Source organism: Sorangium sp. So ce836, from assembly GCF_028553905.1.
Classification (GTDB): domain Bacteria; phylum Myxococcota_A; class Polyangia; order Polyangiales; family Polyangiaceae; genus Sorangium; species Sorangium cellulosum_D.
The window spans coordinates 11,386,684-11,413,663 of sequence record NZ_CP102233.1; the positions used below are offsets into that span (position 1 = coordinate 11,386,684).

Annotated in this window: 21 protein-coding genes; 8 read left to right on the forward strand and 13 right to left on the reverse strand. The window is 72.5% G+C overall.

From position 1 onward, the window contains the following. Nucleotides 1–37: 37 nt before the first annotated feature. The 7 genes from NQZ70_RS41515 to NQZ70_RS41545 form a co-directional block, all read right to left on the reverse strand. Entirely contained in the window at nucleotides 38–835 is a 798-nt protein-coding gene (locus NQZ70_RS41515; protein WP_129579158.1) for an ABC transporter ATP-binding protein, read from the reverse strand. Beyond that, complete coding sequence (locus NQZ70_RS41520; protein WP_165374422.1) at nucleotides 832–1,680, reverse strand: ABC transporter substrate-binding protein; 849 nt, start codon at nucleotides 1,678–1,680, stop codon at nucleotides 832–834. The genes NQZ70_RS41515 and NQZ70_RS41520 overlap by 4 nt, the downstream gene beginning before the upstream one ends. A 134-nt stretch (nucleotides 1,681–1,814) precedes the next feature. Further along, the gene (locus tag NQZ70_RS41525; RefSeq protein ID WP_129579160.1) at nucleotides 1,815–3,422 is read right to left on the reverse strand and encodes a cobyric acid synthase; all 1,608 of its coding nucleotides are present in this window, start codon (nucleotides 3,420–3,422) and stop codon (nucleotides 1,815–1,817) included. Nucleotides 3,423–3,549: 127 nt separating this feature from the next. Continuing rightward, the gene (locus NQZ70_RS41530) at nucleotides 3,550–5,295 is read right to left on the reverse strand and encodes a nitrilase-related carbon-nitrogen hydrolase (RefSeq protein WP_207217616.1); all 1,746 of its coding nucleotides are present in this window, start codon (nucleotides 5,293–5,295) and stop codon (nucleotides 3,550–3,552) included. A 136-nt stretch (nucleotides 5,296–5,431) separates the two neighbouring features. Then, nucleotides 5,432–5,524 (reverse strand): UPF0175 family protein, encoded by a 93-nt coding sequence (locus tag NQZ70_RS41535; protein ID WP_237244527.1) that lies wholly within the window; start codon nucleotides 5,522–5,524, stop codon nucleotides 5,432–5,434. 52 nt (nucleotides 5,525–5,576) lie between these two features. Further along, complete coding sequence (locus NQZ70_RS41540; protein ID WP_129579162.1) at nucleotides 5,577–6,245, reverse strand: peptide chain release factor-like protein; 669 nt, start codon at nucleotides 6,243–6,245, stop codon at nucleotides 5,577–5,579. After that, entirely contained in the window at nucleotides 6,242–7,477 is a 1,236-nt protein-coding gene (locus tag NQZ70_RS41545) for an RtcB family protein (protein ID WP_129579163.1), read from the reverse strand. Before NQZ70_RS41545 ends, NQZ70_RS41540 begins: the two co-directional genes overlap by 4 nt. A gap of 177 nt (nucleotides 7,478–7,654) precedes the next feature. On the opposite strand from NQZ70_RS41545, the gene NQZ70_RS41550 reads away from it, so the two are divergent. Next, entirely contained in the window at nucleotides 7,655–9,202 is a 1,548-nt protein-coding gene (locus tag NQZ70_RS41550; protein WP_129579164.1) for a sigma-54-dependent Fis family transcriptional regulator, read from the forward strand. A gap of 10 nt (nucleotides 9,203–9,212) precedes the next feature. On the opposite strand, the gene NQZ70_RS41555 is transcribed toward NQZ70_RS41550, so the two are convergent. Beyond that, entirely contained in the window at nucleotides 9,213–9,905 is a 693-nt protein-coding gene (locus tag NQZ70_RS41555; protein WP_129579165.1) for a hypothetical protein, read from the reverse strand. Between the two features lie 378 nt (nucleotides 9,906–10,283). Between NQZ70_RS41555 and NQZ70_RS41560 the strand changes: the two genes are divergently transcribed. From NQZ70_RS41560 to NQZ70_RS41570, 3 genes are all read left to right on the forward strand, one after another. Then, entirely contained in the window at nucleotides 10,284–10,652 is a 369-nt protein-coding gene (locus NQZ70_RS41560) for an MmcQ/YjbR family DNA-binding protein (RefSeq protein ID WP_129579166.1), read from the forward strand. A 228-nt stretch (nucleotides 10,653–10,880) separates the two neighbouring features. Beyond that, nucleotides 10,881–12,032 (forward strand): zinc-dependent alcohol dehydrogenase, encoded by a 1,152-nt coding sequence (locus NQZ70_RS41565; RefSeq protein WP_129579167.1) that lies wholly within the window; start codon nucleotides 10,881–10,883, stop codon nucleotides 12,030–12,032. 26 nt (nucleotides 12,033–12,058) lie between these two features. Continuing rightward, nucleotides 12,059–12,475, forward strand: coding sequence for a hypothetical protein (locus NQZ70_RS41570; RefSeq protein WP_237244528.1), 417 nt, complete (start codon nucleotides 12,059–12,061; stop codon nucleotides 12,473–12,475). A 136-nt stretch (nucleotides 12,476–12,611) separates the two neighbouring features. Here NQZ70_RS41570 and NQZ70_RS41575 read toward each other — a convergent pair whose 3' ends face one another. The 3 genes from NQZ70_RS41575 to NQZ70_RS41585 all read right to left on the reverse strand — a co-directional run bounded on the left by NQZ70_RS41575 (nucleotide 12,612) and on the right by NQZ70_RS41585 (nucleotide 16,565). Further along, nucleotides 12,612–13,091 (reverse strand): YbhB/YbcL family Raf kinase inhibitor-like protein, encoded by a 480-nt coding sequence (locus NQZ70_RS41575; protein WP_129579169.1) that lies wholly within the window; start codon nucleotides 13,089–13,091, stop codon nucleotides 12,612–12,614. 822 nt (nucleotides 13,092–13,913) lie between these two features. Then, complete coding sequence (locus tag NQZ70_RS41580; RefSeq protein WP_408022449.1) at nucleotides 13,914–15,254, reverse strand: cytochrome B6; 1,341 nt, start codon at nucleotides 15,252–15,254, stop codon at nucleotides 13,914–13,916. 603 nt (nucleotides 15,255–15,857) lie between these two features. Further along, complete coding sequence (locus tag NQZ70_RS41585; RefSeq protein WP_237244530.1) at nucleotides 15,858–16,565, reverse strand: thermonuclease family protein; 708 nt, start codon at nucleotides 16,563–16,565, stop codon at nucleotides 15,858–15,860. A 550-nt stretch (nucleotides 16,566–17,115) separates the two neighbouring features. On the opposite strand from NQZ70_RS41585, the gene NQZ70_RS41590 reads away from it, so the two are divergent. From NQZ70_RS41590 to NQZ70_RS41600, 3 genes are all read left to right on the forward strand, one after another. Beyond that, a complete protein-coding gene (locus tag NQZ70_RS41590) occupies nucleotides 17,116–21,408 on the forward strand; it encodes a VIT domain-containing protein (RefSeq protein ID WP_129579170.1) in 4,293 nt (1,430 codons plus the stop codon). Beyond that, complete coding sequence (locus NQZ70_RS41595) at nucleotides 21,405–22,679, forward strand: hypothetical protein (protein WP_165374425.1); 1,275 nt, start codon at nucleotides 21,405–21,407, stop codon at nucleotides 22,677–22,679. Before NQZ70_RS41590 ends, NQZ70_RS41595 begins: the two co-directional genes overlap by 4 nt. A gap of 126 nt (nucleotides 22,680–22,805) precedes the next feature. Continuing rightward, nucleotides 22,806–23,663, forward strand: coding sequence for a Uma2 family endonuclease (locus NQZ70_RS41600; protein WP_129579171.1), 858 nt, complete (start codon nucleotides 22,806–22,808; stop codon nucleotides 23,661–23,663). Nucleotides 23,664–23,728: 65 nt separating this feature from the next. On the opposite strand, the gene NQZ70_RS41605 is transcribed toward NQZ70_RS41600, so the two are convergent. Then, complete coding sequence (locus tag NQZ70_RS41605) at nucleotides 23,729–24,622, reverse strand: dienelactone hydrolase family protein (protein WP_129579172.1); 894 nt, start codon at nucleotides 24,620–24,622, stop codon at nucleotides 23,729–23,731. Between the two features lie 65 nt (nucleotides 24,623–24,687). Beyond that, entirely contained in the window at nucleotides 24,688–25,095 is a 408-nt protein-coding gene (locus NQZ70_RS41610; protein WP_165374426.1) for a response regulator, read from the reverse strand. Nucleotides 25,096–25,628: 533 nt separating this feature from the next. Here NQZ70_RS41610 and NQZ70_RS41615 point away from each other — a divergent pair. Next, nucleotides 25,629–26,972, forward strand: coding sequence for a dockerin-like protein (locus NQZ70_RS41615; RefSeq protein ID WP_129579174.1), 1,344 nt, complete (start codon nucleotides 25,629–25,631; stop codon nucleotides 26,970–26,972). Nucleotides 26,973–26,980: the final 8 nt, after the last annotated feature.

The window sequence follows — 26,980 nt, forward strand, 5'->3', positions numbered from 1 at the left end:
AGCGCGCCTATCCTCGTCCCGAGACGGGCGCGGGGGCTCATGCGAGCGACGCTGCGTCGGGCGGCTCGACCACGAACAATCGTCGGCCCCCCACGTCGACCGCCCGCATCCGGACGCCGAACAGGGCGCCGAGCAAGGCCCCGAAATCCGCCGCTCCGTAGCTGGTCACAAACTCGATGCGTCCGTTCTTCATCCCCACCACGTTCAGTCGGTTGACCTCGCCGTGATGGACCGAGTACGCGAGCGCGTTCACGTCGTGGGTGACGCAGAGAACGCTCTGGCCAGAGCGCCAGAGGCGCACGAGCTGCCCGTAGAGCTCGAACTGCTGCGCCGGATCGAGGTGGTTCGCTGGCTCGTCCAGCAACACGAGCGGCGTCTCCTGGGCGAGGAGCGCCGCGACGAGGACGCGCTGCAGCTCGCCGCCAGAGATATCGGTGATGAGGCGGCCCGCGAGGGTCGCCGCGCCCACCGAGGCCAGCGCCTCCTGCGCCGCGGTGAGCGAACGCCCCCGGCTCTCCCGGAAACGAAACCGAGCTGCGGCGACGAAGTCCACGGCGGGAATCGGCTCGAGGATCACCCCGCGCTGCGGCAACCATCCGAGCTTGGCCGCGCGCCCCCTCCCGGAGAGCGCGGAGAGCGGCTCGCCATCGACGAGGACACGGCCCGACGAGGGCCGGATGACCCCGAGCGCCACGCGTATCAGCGTCGTCTTCCCGGCGCCGTTGGGGCCCACGACCGCGACGAACTCGGACTCGATGAGGCGCAGCGTGACGTCGTCGAGCAGCCTGTGCGCACCCACCTGGACCGTGACATGGTCGAACTCGAGGACTGTCATCGGGGCTGTGCCTTCGCATCGTGGATGGCCGCGGCGACCTTGTCAAGGAGCCCCAGTATGCGCGGCCCGGTCGACTTGACGTCAGCGCCGTGGATGACACGGATGGCACCCCGCTTGGCCGCGGCGATCGGCAGCGCCTTCCAGTCGGCGAGATAGCGAGCTTCCACGCTCTCCTCGAGCCGGTCGACGTCGACGAGGATGAGCACCACCTCCGGATCCAGCGCGATGACCCGCTCCAGCGACAGGTTGGGAGCTCGGAAGATATCCTCTGCGACCGCGTTGCGGCCGCCGGCCGCCTCGAGCACCGCGCCGTGGAGCGCGTTGCGCCGGAAAAACAAGATCTCGCTCATCTTCCCGGAGGTCGAGCCGAGCACCATGAGCACGCGTGGGGCGCCCTCCGGCGGCCGCCGGGAGAGCCGCTCCTCGAGCGTGCCGGCCAGCGCCTCCGCGGCCGATTCACGCGACGTCAGCCGGCCGAGCTCTCGCGTGCTGCTGACCACCTCCGAGAGGGTCTGCCAGGGCAGCAGCTCGGCACGCGCAATCGCTCTGAGCTCCTCCACGCGCGAGCTCTGGGTGCGCTGGCTGATGATGAGGGTCGGGCGCAGCCTCGCGATCGCCTCGACGTTCGGGGTCAGCGCCGTGCCTGCCTTCGGCCGGCGTTGCGCGTCGGCGGGGTAGTCGCAGAAATCGCTCACGCCCATGACGCCCCCGCCCGCGCCTATGGCGAAGAGCGTCTCCGTGATGGCAGGGGAGAGCGAGATGATGCGAAGAGCGCTGGCGCTCTCCTGAGGCGGGCGCCGGTCGCACGCCCACGCGAGCAGCGCCGAGGAGAGAGCCCCGAGCACGAAGCCACGGCGGACCGGGCGGCAGGCAGGGCGCTGTGCCGCTTCCTTCGTGGCCCCGGCTCTGCCGCTCGACCTCGGCAACGTTGGCCCCTCCGCGACGTGCGGAGCGAGCATGTCCCTGTGGCGTCGAAACGTCAAGCTTGGCCCCCCCGCTGCATGCCCGGCGGCTCATCGCCGACCAGCAGCATCCTGGAGAGATACGTCTCGTCCAGGTGCCGCATGACGTGGCCTGTCCAGCGGTCGATCTCGGCATCGTAACCGCCTGAAAGATAGGAGCGCACGCCCGGCAGCGCCGGCCAGCCGTGCTCTCCCCGCAGGGTGTTCAGGAGGTGCAGGCGGAACGCGTCGTTGTCGAGCAGGCCGTGCAGGTAGGTCCCGAAGACGCGGCCATCCTCCGTCTGCGCTCCGTCCAGGATGGCCTCTCCGCCGCCGGCCCGCCTCAGGTGCAGCAGCGGCCTGCAGCGAGGGTCGGTGCGTTCGGTCCAGCCCATGTGGATCTCGTAACCCACGAGCTGTCCCACCCCCGGCCGCGGATCGACGAGCACGGCGGTCGCCTGGGTCGTCGTCTTGTGAGCGTTCATGATCGTCCGCACGGGGAGCAGCCCGAGTCCTTCGACAGCCACGCCGGCCTTGTCCTCGACCTTGTGAGGATCGTCGATGCTTTGCCCCAGCATCTGCATGCCGCCGCAGATCCCGAAGATGCGACCGCCGCGCGCGCCGTGCCGCGCGAGGGCGTCCGCCAGCCCGCGCTGGCGCAGCCAGTCCAGGTCCGCGACGGTGGACTTGCTGCCGGGGAGGATGAGCAGGTCCAGGCCCGCCACCTGCTCCGGGCGTGTCACGTAAACGAGCCGCACGCCCGGCTCCCGCGTCAGGGGGTCGAAATCCGTGTGGTTGGCCATGTGGGGGAGCTGCACGACGCCGATGGTCAGCGCCTCGCTGCCGCCCGCGCCCGCGGCGGGCGGCTCGTCGCCGAGCGCCACGCTGTCTTCGGCCTTCAGGCAGATGTCCGGCAGGTGAGGAATCACGCCGAGGCAGGGCTTTCCGCTGCGCTTTTCCAGGAAGCTCACGCCTTCGGCGAAGAGCAGGGGATCGCCGTGGAACTTGTTGATGACGAACCCCGCGATGAGGCGCCGCTCCGAGGGGGTGAGCAGCGAGAGCGTGCCGAGGATCGACGCGAAGACGCCGCCGCGATCGATGTCGGCCACCAGCAGGCACGGCGCGCCCACGGCCCTGGCCATCCAGAGGTTCGAGACGTCCCGCGCTTTGAGGTTCACCTCCGCCGCGCTGCCGGACCCTTCGATCAAGACGACGTCGTGGCGCGTCGAGCACCGACGGTAACTCTCGAGGATGATGGAGCGCAAGGCGCTGTGCCGTCGATCAGACGGCAGCCTACCGACCTCCGGCGACACCTTGCCGCGCACCACGACCTGCACCGAGGCGTCGGCTCCCGGCTTGAGCAGCACCGGATTCATGTCGGCGTGAGGGGTGACTCCGGCCGCGAACGCCTGCTGCGCTTGAGCCCAGCCGATCTCGGCGCCATCCGGCGTCACGTAGGAGTTGAGAGCGATATTCTGCGCCTTGAAGGGCGCCACATTGACGCCGCGGCGGCGCAGCCAGCGCCCCAGCGCCACGACCAGCAAAGACTTTCCCACGTTCGACGCCGTGCCAAGGACCATCAAGGCGCGGGTGGAGCTCCGTCTCTCCCGGCCGTGGTGTGCCTCGCGCGTCGGGGGGTTGACCATGCTGCGGACTATACCCCATCCCGCGGGGGGCGGGAGGCCCCTTCGGCAGGGGACGTCCGGGCAGCTATGGCGCTGCGCCCCCGAAAGGGCGTGCAGCGGCGGCCATCGAGCGGCCCCTAGCGAGGGCTCAGTCGTCGAGGAGGACCGCGAGATCGAACGGATAGTAACTGTTCAGAAACTTGTAACGTACCGTGCTCGTGTCCAGGTTCATGATCTTGAGCCGGCCCCCGGCGCCGACGTCTTCCAAGTTGCTGATATAGCCACCGCCATTCTCGACGATGATACCATTACCCGTCCAATCAGAGGCCGCCAGATGCACCACCTCGTTGGTCCGGGTCCTCCACATGCGGCGGAGCGCGTCGACGTCCCAGTGGTAGCCGATGAGGCTCAGCGGGTCGTTCGGTGCGAGCGAGCCCGAGGTCGAGGTGATGAGCAAGATGTCAGCTCCTGCCTTGGCGAGGTGCGTCCCGGTCTCGGGGAACAGGGCGTCCTGCCCGGTGAGCACGCCGACGCGGGCGCTGGGAAGATCGATCAACACCGGCTCGGCCCCGCTGCCGTTCTCGAGGAAGGGGGCGTCATGGATCTGGGCGTGCAGCGAGGGCGGTACGCCCGGACGGACGAGCAGCAGGGACTCGTGCAACGTGTCACCGGGCTCGTACTCGATCACCGTCGTGACCAGCAGGGAGAGCGCGTTCTGCTCGACGAAGGTCTGGAGCGCAGACCAAGGGGACGCCGAGTACCATCCCGAGTTGGAGGCGTTCACGGGCAGGACGCTAGCTCCTAGCCCCGGCAGGACGAGCACGTCGGCGTCCTGGCTCCGCGTGGACCAGAGCTGGTTGATGGTCGTGAGGTTGTGCGCCGGGGAGAGCGCTGGCTTGTAGGCCATCGCGGCCACGCGTACAGGCCCTGCGGGGGGCAGGCCAGGCGCCGGCTCGTAGCCGAGGTCGCGCCGGTAGTACGAATTCGCGATCGCGCCGTACGCGCTCGGCTCCCGGTAGCTGACCGGGTAGGCCGGGTTGCTCGCGTTCCCGATCCGCCCGTCGGGAACGACCACGGTCTGGTAAAGGATCGTGTCGGCGGGAGGTAGCGGGTCGTCCTCCGTCCGGTAGATGAGCTTGATGTTCCCATCCGGGCTGATCGCGGCGGACGGGGCGTCGTTCATGTAGTAGGTGAAGGGAGAGCCGAAGCGCTCGTCGACCTCGCTCCCCCACCGGTTCGCTGCGAGGAACCAGACGCCGTTCTCCCGGGCGCGCGTCTGCCAGATCTCCTCCTGCCCGTCGCGGCCCCACCAGTTGGACGGCAGCAGGACGATATCCGCGCCCTCCAGGGCGATGATACGCATCCAGTCCGGAAGATAGGAGTCGGAGCAGATGAGCATCCCGATGTCCCCGTACGGCGTCGTGATGACGTCGAAGGGGACGTCGCCAGCGTCGTGCCAGCCGGAGAGACCCCGCTTCTGCTGCGTCTCGATGAATCCATCCGGACCGAAGGCCACCACGCTGTTGTATACCGCGTCCGAGGGGGTCACCTCGGCGATGCCGACAGCGACGTAACCCTGGTACGCGATGGCGAGGTCGCGGATGCCGTCCAGCTCGGGGTACGGAGAGGTGAACCCGAGGCTGTCCACCACATCCTGCCGGGTGATGGAGAAGCCCGTGGTGGCGAGCTCGGGGGTCACCACGATATCGGCGCCGTTCTGGAACGCTTCCTCGACGAGGGCGCCGAGCGCGGCGACGTTCTGGGTGACCTCGCCGAGGGCCGGATTGGAATGGATGAGCGCTACCTTGGCCGAGGCGGCAGCCGCGTCCACGGCGAGTGAGAGGAGCGACAGCGAAATTCCGCAAACGCTGAATTTTCTTAGAATTTCGTTCATATTGTCGCCCAAGCTACCACAAGATCCATGGCGTGGAGCGCATGATCGGCTCAATGGTATTCCGAAGGGTTCGCCCGTCTTGCGGGTGGCGGAACGGTGGACAGGGCGCGACATTCCGCTTCAATGCCTCGACCGGCTAGTCGACGGCCGGCGCGCCACGTTCGCCGAGCACCTGCGTGAACGCGGCGCGCGGAAGCCCCGGGAGCTCGGCCCGTTTTCCGATGCTCACGCGATGCTGGTGAACCTGGTCGACGATCCGACGTGGCGGGTGCGCCTCCCCCTCACCGCGCCTCCCCCGTTTCCGCCACCTCGAGCGCGCTCTTCCGCCCCACCCGGTACGTCCTCACCGGCTCTCCCCGGACGATCCGGTCGTGCTCGCTCCAGCGCGCGGCCTCCGCCTCCGCGACGCGCCGGGCGGCGCGCTCGGCGAGCCGCTCGGCGATGCGCGCCACCCCGCGCCGGACGTTCGCGCGCTGCGAGCGCTCGTCGTCGACGCGCACCGTGATCCCGCTCGGCCGGTGGTGGACCCGCACCGCCGACCGCGTCCTGTTCACGTGCTGCCCCCCCGGCCCTCCCGCCAGGCAGGCCGAGATCTCGATCTCCCGCGGATCCACGCCCGCCCCCTCCCCCGCCCCGGCGCCCGCGTCCGCCCCGGCGGGGTGGATCGCCACCCCCGCGAACCACCGCTTGCGCGCCGCCCGCCCCCGGTCCGCGCTCTTCTCGATCAGCGCGTGCGTCCCGACCTCGCCCTCGAGGCAGCGCCGCGCGTCGCCCTCCACCAGGATCTCGACCGAGCCCGGCGCGCCCTCGTCGCCGTGCACCGTCACGTCGACCACCGCGAGCCCGCGCTCCCGGCAGAGCGCCTCCATCCGCTCGGCCAGCCGCGCCACGAACCGCCGCACCTCGACCGGCCCCCGCCCCGCGCTGATCTGCACCCACGACCGGCTCATCGCTTCACCGTGATCACCGGGACGAGCGGCGCGACCGCCGTCGCCAGGCCGGCCTCCACGAGGCTCTCGATCACCGGCCCGATCGGCTTGTACGCGTCCGGGTGCTCCTCGAGCAGCAGCGCCGGATCGTCGCACACCACGCGGCCGCCGAGCTCGGTGCGGGCGAGCTCGCGCCGCCGGTACCTCGCCGCGATCTTCTCGCGCGCCTCGCTGCGCCCCATCTTGCGGCCCGCGCCGTGCGCGACGGAGCGCAGCCCGGCCTCCGCGTCGCTCGAGCGCATCACCCACGACGGCGCGCCGCGCGACCCGAGCACCACGGTGAAGTCGCTGCCCCGCGCCGGCGCGGCCCCCTTCCGGTGCACCCACGCCGGCGCGCCGCCCACGGTCTCGCGCGCGACGTCATTGTGGGTGAGGTCGAGCCCGCCCGCGATCTTCGACGCCCGCGCGGCTCCGAGCGCGCGCAGCATCCGGTAGGCGAGCAGGAACCGGTTCGCCCGCGCGAAGCGGCACGCGCCGGCGAGCTCGCCGAGGTACGGCTCGGCGGCGTCGCCCTCGAGCACCGCGTCGCCCCAGCGCTGCCCGAGCGCGCCGCCGAGCCCGCGCGAGCCGGAGTGGGCCAGGACGACGAGATCCCCGGCGGAGAGGCCGAGCGCCGCCGCCGCCGCAGCGTCCCGCGGCGCGCCGACGCGGGCGATCTCGAGGAAGTGGTTCCCGCCGCCGACCGAGCCGAGCGCCCCCTCGTAGCCCGCGCGGTATGGCGAGGCGTCGCCGCTCGGGCGCAGGCCGTCCTCGGGCTCCGCCGCCGCGAGCTGCGCGAGGGCCTCGGGCACGCCGTCGACCTCGGCGAGGCCGCGCGCCCCGCGCCGCCAGACCTGCTCGAACACGGCCGCCGGGTCGCAGCCGGCCAGCGGATCATCCTCCATCGCCTGCCGGGCGCGCCGCTCGAGGACGTCCGCCGACACGCGGCCGATCGACGTCGCGACGAGCCGCACGCCGCACCCGGCGTCCCCGCCGATGAGCTGCGGGACGACGCGATCCGCGAAGGCGAACGCCGCGCCGATCGGGATGCCCCGCCCCGCGTGCAGGTCCGGCATGCCCACGGCGCGGACGCAGCCGGGCAGCGCGGCGACGCGCGCGAGCTGCTGGACGGCGTTGCCCTCGAGCCAGACGTCGTCGCGGGCGACCAGGCGGGCGTGGGCGGGAAGAACGACGCTGTCGGCGGGCGCTTTCATGAGATCTCCGTGGCGGACGCGAGCCCGGTGCGGGCCGCGCGGGGGAACACGGCGGATCCTTGCGGCTCCCGTGCCAGCGCGCGATCCGCCGGGACGCCGGCAGAACGCTTCAACCTGGTGCACGATGCACCAGACAACATGGTGCACGGTGCACCATTGCTGGTGTACGGTGCACCGGTGAATCGCCTCCTCCTCACCTGGTCGGACGCGGGCACGCTCGGGCCGGCGCCGGCGCACCACGGCCGCCGGGCGGAGGGCGATCGCGGGCCGGTGCTGCGGCTCCTCGACCAGGAGGAGAGCCGCTACGACGCGATCGTGATCCTCACCATCCCGGCCGGCGAGGCGCCGTCGCGGGCCCTCGTCGAGCGGGCGCGGGCGCGCGCCGCGCGGGTCGAGCTCCGCGTGGTCGACGTCGACGATCCGTCGGACCACGCGAAGCTGTTCCGCGCGCTCGGCAAGCTCTCGGCGCAGCTCAAGCGCGCCTTTCCGCAGGCGGCGTGGGCGACGGACGTCCTGCTCTCGGCGGGCACGCCGCAGGCGCAGACGCTCTGGGTAATCCTGGTCCAGGCGGGGATCCTGCCCGCGCGCATGCTCCAGGTGATCCCGGCGGCGTTCGTGCCGCACCCGCACCCGCGGCCGGTGCGCGAGGTTCGGCTGGACATCGAGGGCTTCCCCGAGATCCGCGCGCTGCGCGAGGAGGTCGTGCGCCTGCGGGCCGAGGCGCGCACGCGCGACGCGGTGCTCGTCGGCGAGAGCGAGCCGATGCGCGCCCTCCGCGCCCGGATCGCCCGGGTCGCCGCGACCGACGTGCCGGCGCTGATCCTCGGCGAGACGGGGACCGGCAAGGAGCTCGCGGCCAGGGCGATCCACGAGCACAGCCCGCGCGGCCGGGGCCCGTTCGTCGCGGAGAACTGCGGCGTCTTCGCCGAGGGGGTGCTCGCGAGCGAGCTGTTCGGCCACGAGGCGGGCGCCTTCACCGGGGCCGCGGGGCGGCGGCGCGGCGTGTTCGAGCAGGCGCACGGCGGCACGCTGTTCCTCGACGAGATCGGCGAGCTGTCGCCGCGGGTGCAGGCCTCGCTGCTGCGCGTGCTCCAGGACGGGACGCTGCGCCGGGTGGGCGGCGAGGCCCGGATCGAGATCGACGTGCGCGTCGTGGCGGCCACGCACCGCGACCTGGCGAAGATGGTCGAACAAGGGACGTTCCGCGAGGATCTCTATTACCGGCTCCGCGGCGCGATCATCGACGTTCCGCCGCTCCGCGCCCGCGGAGGGGATATCGAGATGCTCGTCGACGCGTTCCTCGACGAGGTGCGGACACGGCGCAAGGGGCGCGGGCTCGAGGTGACGCGCGAGGCGCTCCGGTGCCTGTACCAGCACGCCTGGCCCGGCAACGTGCGCGAGCTGCGCGCCGAGGTGCACCGGTGGGGGGTGTTCTGCGATCACACGGTCGACGTCGGCGACCTCGCGCCGGAGATCACCGCCGCGGCCGCGGGGCCGGCGGGCGGCGCGGGCGGGGTCGCGCGGGGGCCGGCGGGGGAGGCCGGGGGCGAGGAGGTCGCGCCGCTCGCGGAGGCGGTGGCGTCGGCCGAGCGCGCGGCGATCGGGCGCGCGCTCAGGGTGCATCAGGGCAACATCTCGCGCGCTGCGCGCGCGCTCGCCATCGACAGGAACACGCTCAAGCGCAAGATGGCGGCATACGGCCTCCGCGGGGACGAGGCGGCCTGATCCGCCGCGATCAGAACTCCGCGACGTCGAGCCTTCGCCCGTGCGTGTCCGGGCCCTCTCCGGTCCCGTTCGGGTTGGCTGGGGCCAACCCTTGCAGCTTTCCGGTGATCATCCTGCTGCGGATCGTGCCGAAGAGGACGAGCCGCACGTCATCGACCTCCGCGGGGTCGACCCCGCTGATCCGGTAGGAACCCTGGATGTGAGAGGGATGGATCACGTGGATGTACGCGACGGCGTCGCGACGCACGGCCCTGAGCGTGACCGGGAACGAGTCGGCAAAGGCGCCGTCCTCCGTCGAGAAGCGCAGCGGGACGTCGATCTCCAGCAACGGATCGCCGCCGGGGCAGCCCGTCGCCCTGAGGTCTACCGGGTCGTCGGGCGGCCCAGCGCCCCCCGCAGTGGCCTCGACCGCTGACCTCGTGAAGCGGACGAAGCGCGCGGCGAGCGGCGCGCCGGCAGAGACCGTCACTGTCGTGCTGCCGCCCTCCGCCCACGTGAGCGTGGCGGAGCGCGCGCCGGAGATGGCGGAGACCACGTCGTTCGCCGAGAAGCCGAGCCGGGAGGCGTCCTCCACGCCGATGATCTCCGAGCGCGCCGTGCACGGCCCGAGCACGCCGCCGCTCTGGCCGCCGAGCGCGCCTGAGCGGCTGTCCGTACCGCTGCCGGCGCCGTCGGAGCCCCCGAGGAGCGCAGCGCTCAACATCAGCGCACCCCGCCAAGAAAGCCGCAGTCCCCCGTACATCCGAGCACCTCGCGCGGCGCAGCTTGGGCCCCCCCGCGCGGGGGTGCCAGATCACATTCACACATTCCATAGCGCGAATTGGCCAATCGATGTGCGAATCTGCGATACGTGGGGCGCGCCTGGGCGCGTCGAGAGGGCGCGGCCCCGGCAGCGCGCTTCGCGCGGCCCCTGGCACGGCGCACGCGGCGGGCGCGCGCCGCGAGCACGCCGGGGCCGCCCATCGATCTGGACTCTCGACGGCCGCTCGTGTTCCCTTCTGGAGCCGCGGTGGCAGGTGGTGACGCGCCACCCGCCGCGGCGGGAAGGCGGGCAGCCCGACGTGAGCGACCTCGACGAGCCATGAACTGGGAGCAGCTCTGCAAGCTCGGCCTCGCGCTGCCCGACGCGGTGGAGGACATCTGGTTCCGCACGCCCGCGCTCAAGGTCCGCGGCAAGGCGTTCGTGCGCCTCAAGGAGGACGGCCAGTCCGTCGTCTTCCCACTCGAGAGCGTGGACGAGCAGGAATTCCTGATCGAGACGCAGCCGCACATCTACTTCATCACCGACCACTACCGCGGCTATCCGGCGGTCCTGGCGCGGCTCTCCGCGCTGCGCGCGCCCGAGTGCCGCATGCGGCTCGAGCGCGCGTGGCGCCTCAAGGCGCCGAAGACCCTGGTGAAGCAGCTCGACCAGCGCGCGCCCGCGAAGCCGAGACGGCAGCGCCCCTGAGGCGCGCGCCCTCGGTGGGGAACCCGGCGGACGGGGTTCGGAACGCCGTTGAGGAGACCACGGAGAACGGCCCGCGCGCCGGCGCTCCCGCAAACGATGGACAGCCGCTCTCCCTCGGCGCCGCCCGGCGAACCGCGGAGGGCCGATGTCTACGCCGGTTGCACTCGCGAGCGCGCGCGCCGGGTTCGCTCCTTGCTTCGCCCATCGAGCAGGCGGGAGGTACTGCGAATGCTGGCGGTCACGTACCATGGGCCGAGATGCGTCCGCGTCGAGGAAAACCCGGAGCCTCGGATTCAACATCCGAACGACGTGGTCCTCCGCGTGAGCCGCGCCGCGATCTGCGGCTCTGATCTGCATCTCTATCACGGCTACATCGCCGACACGCGCGTCGGCACCATCTTCGGCCATGAGTTCACCGGCGTCGTGGAGGAGGTCGGGCCATCCGTGCAGACCCTCCAGCGCGGCGACCGCGTCGTGGTGCCGTTCAACATCGCCTGCGGGACCTGCTTCTTCTGCCAGCGAGAGCGCACCTCCGCCTGCGAGAACACGAACCCGCTCACCACGATCGCCGGCGGGATGTTCGGTTATTCCCACACCACCGGCGGCTACCAGGGCGGCCAGGCCGAGCGCGTCCGCGTCCCCTTCGCCGACGTCGGCCCCATGAAGATCCCCGACGACCTCTCGGACGAGGACGCGCTCTTCCTCTCGGATATCATCCCCACGGGGTACCAGGCCGCGGAGATGGGCGACATCACCCCCGCGGACACGGTGGCCGTCTTCGGCTGCGGGCCCGTCGGCCTCGTGGCCCAGCGGTGCTCCTGGCTCCTCGGCGCCCGCCGCGTCATCGCCGTCGATTCGGTCGGCTACCGCCTCGAGTTCGCGCGCCGGTACAACCAGGCAGAGACGCTCGACTTCACCAAGGTCCCCGACGTCGTGTCCGTCCTCCGGGACATGACCGACGGTCGCGGGCCGGACGTCTGCATCGATGCGGTCGGCCTCGAGGCGAGCGGCTCGGCGCTGCACGGCCTGCTGGGCAAGACGCTCATGCTCGAGGCCGGCTCGCCGGTCGCGCTCAACTGGGCGATCCAGTCGGTCCGCCGCGGCGGGCGGGTCTCCATCATCGGCGTCTACGGGCCGCCGTGGAACCTCGTCGACGTGGGCGCGGTCGTGAACAAGGGCCTGACGATCAAGGCCGGGCAGTGCGACGTGAAGCGGTACATGCCTCGCCTGGCCCAGCACGTCCGCAAGGGGAACATCGACCCGAGGGCGCTCATCACCCACCGCGTCCCGCTGGAGGCGGCCGCGGAGATGTACCGCCTGTTCGCGGCGAGGACCGACGGGATCATCAAATGCGTGCTCATCCCGTCGGGCGCCAAATGAGCGCTGTCACCGAGGAGGAGGCGACCATGGAAGCCGTGCTCATGCAGCCGAAGGAGCTGCCGTACTGGGGGGTCGATCTGTGCCCGGAGGACAGGCCCGGCGTCCCGAGGGAGGCGCCGCCGCACCTCCTCTCGTGGGCGCACTGGATAGAGCCCGAGCGGCAGCCGGTCGAGGGCCGGGTGCTCAGGCACCCAGGGCTCGCCCGGCCGACGCCGGTGTTCAGCACGGCCTTGCCGCCGAGAGGAGCGAGCGGCGTCCTGCGTCGCCTGGCCTACGAGGTCCCGGATCACAAGCTTCCGCACTGGATCCTGCTGATGATCGCGGATCGGGTCGACGTCCTCGAGAGCCTCCCTCTCCTGTTCACCCACTTTAAGAGGCGGGCCGTCAGGGCGGGCAAGCTCAGGAGCGCGGCGTCACGGCGCGTATGGTCGCAGCGCATGTGAAGGAGGCGCCGAGGAGGCGCAGAGAGCAGACCATCGACGCGGCGACGGCGGCCGCGCTCAGGGCGCCGCGCGGTAGTTCGCGCTGCTCGATCGCTCCTCGACCCTCAAAGAAGGGTCAATGTCACGAGTCGGTTTCCTACGTGCCCCTCTTCTGGTACGTCCCCACGAGCTCGGCGCGCGCGAGGATGTGGCCCTCCATCGCCCTCTCGAGCTCCGCCTTCGCGAGCCCATCGCGCTGGGGCAGCACCGTGTCAAGCCCATACAGTTTGAAGAAGTAGCGGTGCCGGCCGATCGGCGGACACGGGCCACCATAGCCGGTGCGCTTCCAGTCGTTCCGCCCCTCGCGCGTGCCCGCCGGTAGATCGACCTTGCGCGCGCCCTCGGGCAGGCCGCCGGCGTCTGGCGGGATGTCGTAGAGCACCCAGTGGACCCACGTCGCCTTGGGTGCGCGCGGATCGGGCGCGTCGGGGTCGTCGACGATGAGCGCGAGGCTCCTCGTTCCGGCGGGGACCCCCGACCATGCGAGCGCGGGCGGCACGTCGTCGCCCTCGCAGGTGTACTTGATCGGGATCTCGCCGCCATCGTGGAAGTAGGGAGATCGTAGCGAGAGCGTCATGGGGACACCTCCAGCGCGGCTACAGGAGCAGAGCGGCCACAGAAGCGCGATCAACGTGCGAAGCAGGCGCGAGGGGCCGCGTGCCCAGATTTGTTCCTGCCGAAGCTTCCGGAGCGCAGCCACCGCCGCACGCAAGATCGCGCCCGTCGCGAGGCCGTCGTCGAGCCGCGCGCCTGCATCGAATCGATCGTGGAACAGCATACGAACCCTCCGACGAGCTCTGGCAGGAACTGGCAGCCTCTAGCGGCCGCGTTGCAGGCGAAATGCCGGTGACGATCGCACGCTCGGCCTGCGCGCCGGAGCGGGATGGGGAGGCTCGCCCGCGCGGCTTCACGAACGGCCGCGCGGGGCGAGAGGAACACCACGCGGTGTGCGTCGATAACGCTCGAGGGGCATCGGTTGATTTCCGTGTTCGGCCAGATCCTGGCGCCCCCGCGTCGTGGCCTCGGTGCGGAGGCTATCTCTCGGAGTCGCGCTCGATCTGGCGCCGCGCAGCAGCATGGCAAGGGGCGCTCGGGACGATCGAAGCGCAGGCACGGCCTGGTGTTCGGGCCGGACCAGTCGGGGGTTCTGCGCTTCTACGAGCGCCAGGTGCTGCCCGCGCCGGGCCAGCCGAGCGAGGCGGCGTCGCGCCCGCCCCGAGGCCGACCCGCGCAGACCGCCTCGGCTCAAGCAAATTTCGATCGATGGGCGGCGATACGCAGGAAGGCCACTGCCGAGCGGCCGCACCGGCGGATCGGATCACCCGCCGAGCCCGAGCTGAGATCGCGCGCGCAGGAGGACGAGGCAGGACGTCGCGCTGCTGAGCAGGCAGGGACCGGGCTAGAGAACCCGCAGGAACGCCGTGAGATCGGCCTTCTCCTGGGCCGTCAGCTTCGTGCCGAGCACGAGGTTGAAGAACTCCACGGTGTCCTCCAGCGTGAGCAGGCGCCCGTCGTGCAGATAGGGCGGGCTGTCCTTGATGCCGCGCAGCGGGAACGTCTTGATGGGGCCGTCGGCGGTGGCCATCCGGCCGTTGATGAGCTCGGGCTTGAAGAAGCGCTCAGCCCGCAGGTTGTGCATCAGGTTGTCGGTGTAGTACGGCGCCACATGGCACGTCCCGCACCGACCCTTGCCGTGGAAGACCTGCTCGCCGCGGAGCTCCTCCGGCGTGGCCTTCGCGGGGTCGAGGCGGCCGTCCACGCCGAGCTTCGGCGCAGGGGGGAAGTCGAGGATCTCCTGGAACTCGGCCATCGCGTGGACCTGGTGCCCGCGGTCCAGGATGTTGATCCCCTTCTTGACGGCGATGACGATGTCGCCGTCGAAGTACGCGCCCCGCTGCTCGAACTCGGTGAAGTCCTCGACGGTCTTGAGCGCGCGCTGCGAGCCGAAGAGGCGCTGGATGTTCACCCCGCGCAAGGTGGGGGTGTCGACCCGGTGCCGGAACTCCTGCGGCCTCGTGTCGCCCACGAGGTGAAATGCGTTGTTCGTGTGCCCGTTCGCGTGGCAGTCGAAGCAGGCGACGCCGAGGCTCGCCTTCTCCGAGCGCCGGTCCGCGGTCGCGTTGAACTGCATCTGCGGGAACGGCGTGACGAGGAGCCGGAGCCCCTCGAGCTGCTTCGGCGTCAGGATGCCGTTGAAGAGCTCGTAGAAGTTGTCGATCGTGACGAGCTGCCCCTTGGAGACGTCGCCGAGGTCGGGCCGCGTGGTGAGATAGATGGGCGCCGGGAACTCGGAGACGATGTGATCCGGCAGGTCGAAGTCGAGATCGAAGCGCGTGAGGTCGCGCCCCGTCTGGCGCTTCAGCTCGTCGATGTGGAACTTCGGGAAGACCATGCCGCCTTCCGGGTGGTTCGCGTGCGGCAGCGGCAGGAAGCCCCGCGGCCAGAGCCCCTGCTCCCGGATGGCGTCGGGCGAGAGCGCGGCCAGCGTCTCCCACGTCGTCCCCTTCGGGAGCTTCACGCGCACGCCGGCCTGGACGGGCTTTCCGCGCGACATGGTGACCCCCTGCGCGGCGCGGTTCGAGAGGTCGTACCGCTCTTCGAGCAGGGCCTGATGGCGCTTCGCCACGGCGGGCTTGTCGGCCTTCATGCGGGCGACCACGGCCGCGAACGGCTCCTTGTCCTCCACCGGCAGGTAGCTCGTGCGCGGCGTCTCCGGGCCAGGCGGTGGATCCGCGTTCATGGGCGCCCGCGGGCCCGCAGGCGCGACCGTCCCGGCCGTCGCGGGGGGCGCGTCCCGCGGGCCGGTCGGGTCTTCGGGCCGCGCGCCCGGCGCCGAGCCGCAATTCACGAGGCCGAGCGAGAGCGCCGCGGTGCACGCGACAAGGCACGAGATATCCATTCTCTTCACAGGCATAGAAGCGCTCCTTCGCAAGGAATACGTCGACAGGGGACGACCGACCGGGCGCCCCGCTCTGCGACGCGCCGAGCTCCCGTCCGGCTCACATGAGATGGCGGCTCGCCGGGCTCGCAGGCCAGGCGCATGAGCAATTCCGCCCGTAGGCGACTCCTGTGCCAAGGCCGTGTCCGCCATGCGCGTGGATCCCGATCAGGAGCGGAGCGCGGCGTCGGGTGAGGGAAACCTCTCCCTCCCCGTGTGGATCGGCAGCCGTCCCTCCGTCGAGCCGCCGGAGATCGCCGCACCCCGGGTTCAGCAGGTGCGCGGGTCGTCGCGCGCAGGAGCCCCGCAGGACGAGACATTTTGCCACAGGGCGTGGCATGGTGGCTCGCTCACGTTGAGACGATCTGGACAGAGGGGCAGCTCATACGTGGAGGACGTCCTCGATCAACCGCCACGCGCGCGCCCGTCGGTCGCGATGCGCACGAAGGGAGCTCGGACGTCCCGGGCGTCGAAGAAGAACACCCGATCCCAGCACGGCACGCGCTCGCGCTCCGACAGATCGAACACCTCGCCTCGGGACAGGCTGCCGACGAGCTTCGCGCTCGACTGACCTCTCATGCTCCACCGGAACTCGTACGGGAGGAGGAGGTCGGGATCGCTGAACATGCCGCGTCGCTCGGTGAAGCTGCGCCGCGCGGCCTCCGAGAAATCCCGCGCGTGGCGCAGGTTCGGGGCGACGGTGTACGTCACCGCCAGGCCCTCCTCGAGGAGCAGGCGGTTGATGAGCCGACCTCGTGACAGCACATAGGCGAGCACGCGCCCGTACGCGTCGAACGGCTGTTCATCGGTCTGGATCTCGACCTCGGCGCCTTCGGGGAGCAGCTCGGCGAGCCGCGCCGCCGCCGCTTCGGCCCAATGGCCCTGGGAGGCGCCGAGGAAGTGCGTCTCCGGCGTGTCGATCGAGAGCATGCGGATCGGATACGTCGCGCCCCGCTCGTCCCGCACGTGGAGCGTGTCCCCATCCACCGTCCTGACCACCGCTGCGCGGAAGCTCGCGCCCGGCAAATCGGGCGCCCTGCGCAGCCCCCGCCGCCGGGAGACAAGGGACACGTAGCCGATGAACCTCCGGATTCCCGGAAGCAGTCCTGTCATCGCCCCCTCCTAGGATGGATGGATTCCCAGAAACCAACGTTCGGCGTTGCTCGGACGTTCGCCCGGCCCAGGTGGCCTGTTCCATCATGGTATGGACCGGGCCGGGGCCGGCTGAAAGAGCTCGCTAGCCCTGATCCGGGGGGCAGGAGGTGACCTGAAGCACCGAGCGGCGGGAGGAGAGCGAGAGAGAGAATCAACGCAAAGGCGCAAAGGCGCAAAGGCGAAGGCGCAAGAAGAAAAAAAAATTATCATTCCTCTCTTCTTCTCTCTCCCTTGCGCCTTTGCGCCTTTGCGCCTTTGCGTTAAACTCTCTTCTTCTGCTCTTCTGCAGGTGCCCCTGGCCGCTCCCCTCCCGTCCCCGCAGCAGGCCTCCGCCCGCGGGCCCTCCGCGCGCCGCCAGGCTCCGGGAGGAGGCTACGCTTCCTGCGCCGTTTCCCGTTACGATGACCGACGCGATCGCTTCGGTAGATCGCGGCGGGGCACGGGACGTCTGCATGCGGCCCCGCGCTTGGCTCCGGGGGCGAGGGCCACCGCGGCGAGGAGGTCTCGGATGTCGTCGCATGAACAGAGGGAGCCGGCCGCGACGCCGGCAGAACATGGCGCGCCAGAGGCGAGCATCGAGCTGGCACGAAAGAGGCGCGGCCTGCGCTTCCGGCTCGCGGCCGGCGCGCTCGTGCTCGCCGCGAGCGTGACCGCGCTCGTCCTGACCCAGGAGAAGGCGCCCGTGAGGGCCGGCGCCATCGGGGCCCGGCTCGAGCTCTCCTCGGGAGAGGTCACGCTGGAGCAGGACGACCGGAGGTCGACGGTGGTGTCCGGCGTCCCCCTCCCGGTCGGGGCCGAGCTCGCGACCGGAAAGGGCGCGCGGGCGCTCGTGCGGCTCGCCGACGGCTCCGCGGTGTTCCTCCGCGCGGACTCGGAGGTGGCGCTCGGCGCCGAGGGGCTTTCGGTCGCCCAGGGCGAGGTGTGGCTCGACGCGCCGCCCGAGGGGCGCGGCGAGCTTTCGCACGCGCTCGGGGAGGTCCGGGTCACGGCGTCCGACGCCGGCCTGTCGATGAAGCGCGCCGGCGACGCCGTGAGCGTGTACGTGGCCCGCGGGCTCGCCGTGGTCACCGCCCCCGGCGGGCGCATCGAGGTGCACGCCGGCGAACAGGCCACCGTCGCCGGCGGCGCCGCGCCCAAGGTCGCGCCGATCGCCTACTGGGACGACTGGACCGGCGGCATGGGCGACCACCGGCCCCTCGCGGGCGAGGGCAGCGGCTCCGGCCGGATCTACGGCGTCGACCTGCAGGGCGCCCCCGGGGCGCAGGCGCGCACGCTCGAGATCAGCCGGCAGGCCGTGCGCGCGGTCGTGCGCGACGGCATCGCCGAGACCGAGGTGGACCAGACCTTCTCGAACCCGGGCGGGCGACAGGTCGAGGGCTGGTACTGGTTCACCGTGCCCGAACGGGCGTTCGTGAGCTCGTTCGCGGTCGAGACGAACGGCGTGCTCGTCGAGGGAGAGGTCATCGAGCGGAAGGAGGCGGCCCAGCGGTACCAGGCCGCCGTGCAGAGCGGCCACGAGCCGGCGCTGCTCGAGTGGGTCGACGGGCGCAGCTACCGCGCCCGCATCTTCCCGGTGCCCGCGAGCGGCTCGCGGCGCGTGGTGCTGCGCTACGTGGAGATGCTGAGCGCGCCGGCCGGGAAGCTCACCTACGTGTACCCGATGCGCTCGAGCGAGCCGGTCCAGATCGGCGAGCTCTCCCTGTCGGTCGACCTCGGCCAGGCCGGCCAGGGCATGCAGATCGCGACCCTCGCCGACGCGGTGATCGAGGACGGCGGGCGGCGGGTGAGCATGCGGCGGAGCGGCTACGAGCCGCGCGCGGACTTCCAGCTCGAGGCCGCCGTCGAGGCGAAGCCGTCGCCGCTGCGCGTGTCGCGCTTCGCCGCGGGCGAGGACCGCGCCGACTACGTGATGGCGCGGTACGTGCCCGACGTGGACTGGGCCGAGCTCAAGGAGCTCCCCGCCGACCTTGTCGTCGTGGTGGACACGTCGGCGTCGGCCGACGAGACGGCGCGGCAGCAGAAGGCGGCCGCGGCCGAGGCGATCCTGCGGACGATGTCGCCGTCGGACCGGTTCGCGCTGATCGCGCTCGACTCGGCCCCCGCGGTCCTGCACCCGAAGGAGGGGCTGGCCGAGGCGTCGGACAAGGAGATCTCCGCGGCGCTCACGCGGCTGGCCGAGCACGCGACCGGGGGCGCGACCGACCTCGGCGCGCTGTTCGAGTCGGCGCTCGGGCGCGTGCACGGCAAGGAGCAGCCGGCCGTCATCTACATCGGCGACGGGCTCGCGACGAGCGGCGAGGTGACCGGCGCGCGCCTCGCCGAGCGGCTGCGCCGCTCGCTCACGGACTCGCGCGCGCGCTTCTTCACCGTCGGCGTCGGCGAGAACGCGAACCACGCGCTGCTCCGCGAGCTCGCGCGCGCCGGGGGCGGACAGGCGTTCCGGATCGACGAGGTCGAGGGCTCGACGTCCGAGGTGCTGCGCCTCGCCGGCGCGATCAAGACGCCGACCATCACCGACCTCTCGATCGACCTCGGCGCCGGGCTCGACGAGCCGATGCTCACCGCGAGCGGCAAGGTGTCGCGCGGCGAGGAGGTCGTGCTGCTCGCGCGCACGCACCACGCGCTGCCCGCGAAGGCGGTCGTGAAGGGGCGGCTCGCCGGCAAGGAGTACGCCCGCGAGCACCCGATCGAGATCGACCGGGGGGTCGCGGCGGCGCTGGTGCCGCGCTTCTGGGCGGCCGAGAAGATGCGGCGGCTGCTCGCGGACGGCGACGACATCGAGGCGCACCGGGGCAAGGTGGTCGAGCTCGGGCTCGATTACGGGCTGATCACGCCGTTCACGAGCACGCTGGCGCTCGAGAGCGAGCAGGCGTACCTGAACCAGGGGATCCAGCGGCGGCGCTCGCCGCTCCGGGGCGAGCGGCTGACGGCGCTCACGCCCGAGCGGGAGCGCGAGCTCGCGGCGCTGCTCGCGCCGCCCGCCGCGGGGGTCGCCTTCGGGTGCGCGAGGAGCGAGCCGAGCTACGAGGAGAGCCCGGGGAAAGAGGGCGGCTACGCGCAGAAGGCGGCGGCGGCGCCGATGATGGCGCCGCCGCCGGCGATGGCAGAGACCGCGGCGCGGCGGGACGAAGCCCCGAGGGCGGACCTCGCCTCGCCCGCAGCTCCGCTGCCGGCCCCGCCCCCCACGGCCGCAGCGCCCGCGGACGAGGCGGCGCTGCCGCCCGAGCCCCTGGCGCAGGAGGTCGCGGCGAGCCGCACGACCATCGCCCACGCGCGGCCCACGTCCGCGAGGCCCCAGGCGGCCAGCGAGCCGATGGCGCTCCGCCTGGCCGGCGCGAACAAGTCGAGCGCCCCGCCGCGCGGCGGCGGCGGGCCGGTCGTCCCGGCCGCGGGCGCCGCGCCGCCGGGCGCCGCGGCCAGGCCGGCGCCGGCGATCGCGCCGAGGCCACGTCCGATCGGGATGCCCAAGCCCCCGCCGGTCGCGATGGCGCCGTGCAGCGACACCGCGCGGCGGCCGCTCGCCGAGCGCATCGTCGTCTGGTCGAAGCGCCTCGCCCGCGCCACGGCGGCCGAGCAGCTCATCGCGCGCTACGAGGGCGCGCTCTCGACCTGCGAGCTGCCGGACTGGCGCTCGAAGGCCGCGCTGCTCTCGCTCCTCCAGGCGAAGGTGTCGACCGAGGGCGGCGCCGAGGCGCTGCTCGCGCGCTTCGCCGGCGAGCCCGAGGCGCAGCGGTTCATCGCGCACGCGCTCCTCCGGCGGAGCGTGGATCCCGCGATCTCCGCGGCGGTGCGGCGCACGCTCTTCGGGGGCGCCGATCCGAAGGCGAGCTGGGCGCTCCTCGACGAGCGGCTCGCCGCGCTGCCGGCGGTCGAGGACCGGCTCGCGCTGCTGCGGCAGGCGCTCACCGAGCGGCCTGACGACCCGGAGGGGGAGATCCGGCGGGTACGCCTGCTCGCCGAGGCGGGCCGGAAGGACGAGGCGCTCGCCTACGGGCGGAGGCTGCGCGACCGCGGCTTCATGAGCCCGGCGCTGGCGCTGGAGCTCGGCGACGTGCTCGCCGCGAGCGGCTTCGCGTCGGACGCGCTCCGCACCTACTCGGAGGTGGTCGAGTTCGATCCGACGAGCCCCGCGTCGCGCGAGCTGCTCGGCGACGTCTACCTCCGGCACGGCTGGTACGCGGCCGCGTACCGCCAGTACACGACGCTCACGGACCTCGCGCCGGCCGAGCCCCGGGGCTGGCTGCGGCTCGCCGCGGCGGCCGCGGGGAGCGGGCGCATCGACGAGGCGCTCCGCATCCAGCGCAAGGTCGCCGCCGCGGAGGGCACGCCGGGGGCCGACGATCCGCGCGCGTGGGCGCGGCTCCTGTCGGCGGCGCGCATCGGCCGGCTGCTCGCCGAGGGCGGCGCCGCGGCCCCCGCGGCGGGCGCCGAGGCCGAGAGCCTCGCCCGCAAGCTGAAGGAGCTGCAGCTCTTCAGCGGCCCGGGGGCGCTGCGCGTCGTCCTCTGGGAGGACTACGCGGCGGAGCTCGCCCTGGCGGCCCGCGACGGCCAGGTGGACGCGGCGCTCGGCGACGGCCTCTTCGCGCCGGCGGTCGGGCTCGCGGCGGTGCAGCTGCCCGCGTCCGAGCTCGCGCGCCTCGAGTGGCGCGTGCGGTTCCGCAGCGATCCGCCGGGCAGGGACGTGCGCTTCGTGGTGACGACGATCGTGTGGGACGGGGCGGCGTTCCGGGTCGCGAGCGCGCCGGGGTCGATCGGCGCGCGGGAGCGGGAGGTGGTGCTGGCGAGCGGCGCGCTGCCATGATCGACGTCTCGCTGCTCGGCTGGCTGCTCGTCACGCTGACCTCGCCGCTGTCGCTCGTCCTGCTGGTCGTGGCGCTCGGGTCGGTGGCCTACATCGGCGTGACCGCGCTCGCGGCCGCGCCCCCGCGGCGCGGGGCGCGCGCGATCGGCACCGGCGTTTCGGCCTGCGCGCTGGCGGCCGGGATGATCGGGCTGCGCGTGGGCGCCGGCGCGGGCGCGGCCGTGTCGACGGCCGCGGTGGGGATCGCCGCGGCGGCGGCGCTCGGGGCGACCGCGGCGTGCGCGTGGACGTTCGGCGCGGCCGGCGCGGCGGCGCTCGGGGCGGCGCGGGCCCGGCGGAGGGCCGCGGCGCTGCGGGCGGGCGACGAGCGGCGCCGGCTGCTCGCGGCGAGCCAGCGCGCCTACATCGAGGGCGACGACCTCGCCGCCGAGACGGCGGCGGCCGACGCCGCCGTGGAGCGGCTGCGCGCCGCGATCGCGGGGCTGGAGGACGCGCGCGCCGCGCTCGAGGCGAGGCGCGACGCGGCGCGCGGCGGCGACGGGGGCGAGCGCGGCGCAGAGGACGGGCCGCGGGCGGAGCAGGCGGAGGAGGCGAGCGCGCTCGCCGAGGACCTCGCGCGGGCGTGCGACGAGGCCGCGACCAGGGTGTCGATGGGCCGGCGGGTGCTCGCCGCCGCGGAGGCCGCGGCGCTGCGGATCGCCTGCAACGCGCCGCTCCGCCGGCTCCTGCGGCGGCGGCCGCGCGAGGCCATGCAGGCGCTCGCGACCCTGGGCGCGGGCGCGATCGCGCAGGCGGCGGCGTCGATCGAGGCGTTCCTGGGCGAGGTGCGGGCGGCGCGCGCCGAGGTCGCGGCGATCGCGGGGCGGCGCGCGGCGGGCGCCGCAGGCAACGGGGCCGGCTCGGGCGCGGCGGAGGGCCCGGCGTCCGTCGCGCTCGGCGAGCTCGCCGCGATGGAGTCCGCGTACGGGGCGCTGCTCGAGCGGCTGCGCCTGTCGGAGCTCCACGCCTCGACGCGCGCGTCGGTGGAGCAGGTCGAGAGCGCCGCGGGCGCGCTCTCCGCGGCGGCGAGGGCCGCGGCGATCGACCCGGCGGCGCTCGGCGCGCTCGTGACGGAGATCGCGCGGGCCGAGTCGGCCGTCGCCGCCGCCGCGCCGGAGGCCGGGGGCTCGCGCGCGCTCGCCGAGGCGCTCGCCGAGGGCTCGCTGGCGCTCGATCGGAGCGACGCGACGTCGCTGTCGGAGCTCATCGCGGCGCTGCGCGAGCTCCGGTGACGGAATGACGGGCGACCGCTCCTGGAATCGAATGACGGAGGACGCCTGCACGTAACGCGCTCCTCTCGCGGCGGAAGCGGCTCCGGGAGCCTCGCGGAGGGCTGTTGCATCGAGTAGACTTCGCTCGTGGCTCAGGCGCTCCCCACCACCAGCTACGTCTTCGATGCAGCAGATCCGCGCGCACCGACGAGCGAGCAGTGGTCTCGCATGACCCCGGCCGAGCGCGCCCGCGTCGTGGACATGCTCCCCGCCGACGTCCCGCTCGATCTCATGCCGCCCGAGGGAGACGCGCACCGCAAGGCCAAGCGCGACGCGCTGGACGCCCTCGACGGCTTCTTCCGCAGGATTGGCCGCAAGATCTACCTCTCGTCCGAGCTCGCCGTCTTCTACCCCGGCGAGCCGCGCTTCGCGCCCGACGTGCTCGCCGTCCTCGACGTGGAGCCCCACGAGCGCATGAGGTGGGTCGTCGATGTGGAGGGCAAGGGCCTCGACTTCGTGCTCGAGGTCCACGTGGCCGGCAATCGCACCAAGGATCATGAGGACAACGTCGAGCGCTACGCCCGGCTCGGCGTCCGCGAGTACTTCCTCTTCGATCGCTCCCGCCTGCGCCTGCACGCCTACAGGCTGCCGGCGGCCCAGGAGGGCGACCCCTCCCGTCCGCGCGTGTACCAGCGGATCGTGCCCCAGTCTGGCCGGTTCGCCTCCGAGGTGCTCGGCCTCGATCTGCTGCTCGACGGCTCCCGTCTCCGCTTCTTTGCGGGCAACGCCCCCCTCGAGGATGCCGACGAGATGATCGCGCGCCTCGGCGGCATGCTCGATCAGGTCATCGCTCGCCAGGAAGAAGCGCAACACCTGGCCGAGGAGCTCGCGGCCGAGCTCGACCGAGAGCGGCGCCTGCGCGAGCAGGAGCAGCGCCTGCGCGGGGAAGCGGAGCGGCAGCTCGAGCAGGCGCGCGCGGAGATCGAGCGGCTGAAGGCTCGTTGAGCGCGCTGCCGCCGCCGCTCGGTGGTGTTTGGAGCGTAGCCGCCGACGGCGACGCCCTCGGAGGGCTAGCCGCCCTTCAGCTTCGCGGCCAGGAACTGCCGCACCTTCTCCCAGGCGTCCGCCGCGGCCTTGGTGTCGTACCGCTCTCCCGAGGGGTTCGCGAAGGCGTGGTCGGCGTCATACCGGAGCACCTGGTGCTCGACGCCCGCGTCGTGGAGCGCCTTGTCGAACTCGTTGACGACCTCGGGCGGGATGCCTTTGTCCTGGTTGCCGAAGACCCCGAGCACCGGCGCCTTGATCGCCTTGAGCTGCGCGGGGTCGGTCACGAGCCGGCCGTAGTAGAGGACGGCGGCGTCGAGCTCCGGCTCGTTCAGGGCGAGCTTGAGCGACCAGGCGCCGCCGAAGCACCACCCGATCGATCCGGTGCGCGGCGCCGCGATGCGCGCGTCGCTCGAGAGGAAGCGGTGCGCGGCGCGCACGACCTCGAGGCCCTTCGCCTCGTCGACGGCCTTCATCGCCGCCATCGCGTCGTCGGGCGTGGTCGCGACCTTGCCGCCGTACATGTCCACGGCGAGGGCGGCGTACCCGTCCTCCGCGAGGCGGTCGGTCCAGTGCTTGATGTGCTCGTTGAGGCCCCACCACTCGTGGATGACCACGAGGCCGGGGATCGGCGGCTTCGCGTCCTTCGGCAGGCTCAGGTACGCCTTCGTCCCGGCCACGTCGACCGTCTGCCCGCGCGCGGGCGGGGCCTTGTCCGACCGGAGCTGGTGGAGCGCCTTGAAGTCCTCCTCCGAGAGCAGCCCGGTCGGGCTGTCCGCGGCGCCGGAGGGCGCGGGCGCCGGGGCGGCGGCGCCGGGCGGCGGCTCGGCGGGAGGCGGGGGAGGCGAGGCAGAGCAGGCGGTCGCCGCGAGCAGCGCGAGCGGCGCGGCCAGGCGGCGGAAGAAGGGGCGGAGCGTCATGGCGGCGCACCCTACCAGCTCGGGGCGGCGCGCCGGAAGCCTCGGCGCGGGGAGGCCGCGCCCGGCTACGTGGCGACGCGCAGGCGCAGCTGGCTCGACGCGACCCCCCGCCGGACGGCGGACGCGAGGGTCTCCGGAGAGAACGGCTTGGCGACGAACGCGTGAGCGCCGAGGCGGAAGGCGCGCTCGCGCTCGCGCGCCGACGACAGGGCGGAGACGACGACGAGGGCGACGTCGCGGTGGTGCCGGCTCTGCCGGATGAACCGGATGAGCTCCAGCCCATCGATGTCCGGCAGGTTGATGTCGATGATCACGGCGTCGTACGCGCCGCGGTGCATCAGCCGGAGGGCCTCGAACCCGCTCGCCGTCTCCGCGACCTCCGCCGCCTGCCCGAGCTCGGGCGCCCGCTCGAGCGCGGCCCGCATGTGCGCTCGCATCGCGGCGGAGTCGTCGATGAGAAGGATGCGGATCATTACGGGGCCTCTGCAGGGGCTCTCGGGGCGCCTAGGTACAACAGAAACAGCAAAAGCAAAAGCGGTCGTCACGTTTCCGACACCAGGGCGTCCCGGGCGCGCCCGCTGGCAGCCGTCATCCCATCCTTCTACCCGCCTCGCGGGCCCGTCGGTCTGCGTCGCGTCATGACACAACGCGTCGCCATGGTCCGAGTGTGGCGCCACCCATGCTCTCGCAGGTCGCGGGAGCTCCGCCGAGCTCCGAGCTGCCCACCGCTCGGGCCTCGGACGTCGGCCTCCCCGCGCCGCGCGATGCGCTCGGCCTCCTCGGGCCTGCCCTCCCCCTGCTCGGGCCTCGGACATCGGTCCTCCCCACGCCGCGCGACGCGACGCACTAGGCCTCTCGGGCCTACCCTCCACGCCGACGTGGGAGCCAGGCCGGTTGGGGGCACCACGGATCGGTCCGGGAGGCGGCCTATCCGGCTCCGCCTCGAGCCCCGCGTGATCACACCCGCCCCCTCCGGGAATTCGTCTGAGTCACACGGGAGACTCGGGTGCGTACCAGCATATTGCACTTCTTCGTCACGGCTGCCGTGCTGCTCCTCGCGGGCTGCGGCGGCGACGACGCAGGGGGGGCAGATGACGCTGGCGGCGGCCTCGGCGGGACGGGCGGCGCTGACGCCTCCACGATCACCGGCAGCTCCTCGGCCACCGCAGGCGGCGGTGCGGCCACCTCCGCCGCCGCCACGAGCGGCGGCGGGACGACCACGGCATCCGCCGGCGCCGGCGGCAGCGAGCCTTCCTGCACCGCTCCGGTCGTTCCCGAGGTCTCCTCCCTGCCCCCCATCGCGGAGCACCCAGACCCGTTCACGTTCCTCGATGGCACACGAATGGCCAGCGCAGCGGACTGGCGATGCCGCCGCGCCGAGCTCAGCCAGCTTATCCAGCATTTCCAATACGGCCCCTATCCGCCGTCCCCCGAGAACGTCACAGGGACGCTGAACGGCGACAGGCTGACGGTGAAAGTCGAGCACGGAGGGAAATCGATCTCCTTCGATGCGACCGTCTCCCTCCCGAACGGCAGCGGCCCTTTCCCCGCGTTCATCGTCATCTCCTCGCTGATGCCCGGACTGACGGCCTCGGCGGTCAACGACAAGGGGATCGGGTACATCACGATTGACCCGAACGGGATCGCCGCGGACGCGAAGCCTCCGCGCAAGGGGAAGTTTTACGACCTCTATGGCAGCGACTCCACGACCGGCGCGCTGATGGCGTGGGGCTGGGCGACCCACCGCGTCATCGACGCGCTCGAGAAGACCCCCGACGCCAGGATCGATCCGACGAAGATCGCGGTGACCGGATACTCCCGCTACGGGAAGGCAGCGCTCGTCGCCGGTGCGTTCGACGAGCGCGTCGCCCTCACGGTCCCCGCCGGGTCGGGCGCCGGCGGCGTCGGCAGCTGGCGAGCGGCCGAGGGCAAATCCGACGTGCAGACGCTCAGCCAGATCAACGGCGAGGCCCCGCAGTGGTTCGGCGACGGCTTCGGGGCCTCGTTCAGCGGCAAGACAACGACGCTCCCGTTCGACGCTCACTCGATCGTGGCCCTCGTCGCGCCCCGTCCGATCATCGTGCAGGAGGGGAAGTCCGACGGCTGGAACAACAACAGAAACGGCGGCCCCTACCAGGCGATCTGGGCCGCAAGAGAGGTCTTCACGGCTCTTGGCATCGAGGATCACATCGGCTGGGTCACCGACGACCACAGCCATGGCGTGATGACCACCCGCGAGGCGAACGCGATCCTCGGCTTCGCAGAGAAGTTCCTGCTCGGAAAGGACGTGGCGACGGAACAATGGGACGAGAGCGCCAGCCCGCCGACCCTCTCTTGGTCGGCGCCATAGACGAGACA

Bases quoted from the DNA above. Each gene is read 5' to 3' on its own strand.
- NQZ70_RS41585 (WP_237244530.1), bottom strand. From the start codon at position 16,565: ATGACAGGACTGCTTCCGGGAATCCGGAGGTTCATCGGCTACGTGTCC.
- NQZ70_RS41610 (WP_165374426.1), bottom strand. From the start codon at position 25,095: ATGATCCGCATCCTTCTCATCGACGACTCCGCCGCGATGCGAGCGCAC.
- NQZ70_RS41555 (WP_129579165.1), bottom strand. From the start codon at position 9,905: ATGTTGAGCGCTGCGCTCCTCGGGGGCTCCGACGGCGCCGGCAGCGGT.
- NQZ70_RS41515 (WP_129579158.1), bottom strand. From the start codon at position 835: ATGACAGTCCTCGAGTTCGACCATGTCACGGTCCAGGTGGGTGCGCAC.
- NQZ70_RS41575 (WP_129579169.1), bottom strand. From the start codon at position 13,091: ATGACGCTCTCGCTACGATCTCCCTACTTCCACGATGGCGGCGAGATC.
- NQZ70_RS41595 (WP_165374425.1), top strand. From the start codon at position 21,405: ATGATCGACGTCTCGCTGCTCGGCTGGCTGCTCGTCACGCTGACCTCG.
- NQZ70_RS41560 (WP_129579166.1), top strand. From the start codon at position 10,284: ATGAACTGGGAGCAGCTCTGCAAGCTCGGCCTCGCGCTGCCCGACGCG.
- NQZ70_RS41580 (WP_408022449.1), bottom strand. From the start codon at position 15,254: ATGAACGCGGATCCACCGCCTGGCCCGGAGACGCCGCGCACGAGCTAC.
- NQZ70_RS41525 (WP_129579160.1), bottom strand. From the start codon at position 3,422: ATGGTCAACCCCCCGACGCGCGAGGCACACCACGGCCGGGAGAGACGG.
- NQZ70_RS41570 (WP_237244528.1), top strand. From the start codon at position 12,059: ATGGAAGCCGTGCTCATGCAGCCGAAGGAGCTGCCGTACTGGGGGGTC.
- NQZ70_RS41565 (WP_129579167.1), top strand. From the start codon at position 10,881: ATGCTGGCGGTCACGTACCATGGGCCGAGATGCGTCCGCGTCGAGGAA.
- NQZ70_RS41540 (WP_129579162.1), bottom strand. From the start codon at position 6,245: ATGAGCCGGTCGTGGGTGCAGATCAGCGCGGGGCGGGGGCCGGTCGAG.
- NQZ70_RS41530 (WP_207217616.1), bottom strand. From the start codon at position 5,295: ATGAACGAAATTCTAAGAAAATTCAGCGTTTGCGGAATTTCGCTGTCG.
- NQZ70_RS41605 (WP_129579172.1), bottom strand. From the start codon at position 24,622: ATGACGCTCCGCCCCTTCTTCCGCCGCCTGGCCGCGCCGCTCGCGCTG.
- NQZ70_RS41590 (WP_129579170.1), top strand. From the start codon at position 17,116: ATGTCGTCGCATGAACAGAGGGAGCCGGCCGCGACGCCGGCAGAACAT.
- NQZ70_RS41545 (WP_129579163.1), bottom strand. From the start codon at position 7,477: ATGAAAGCGCCCGCCGACAGCGTCGTTCTTCCCGCCCACGCCCGCCTG.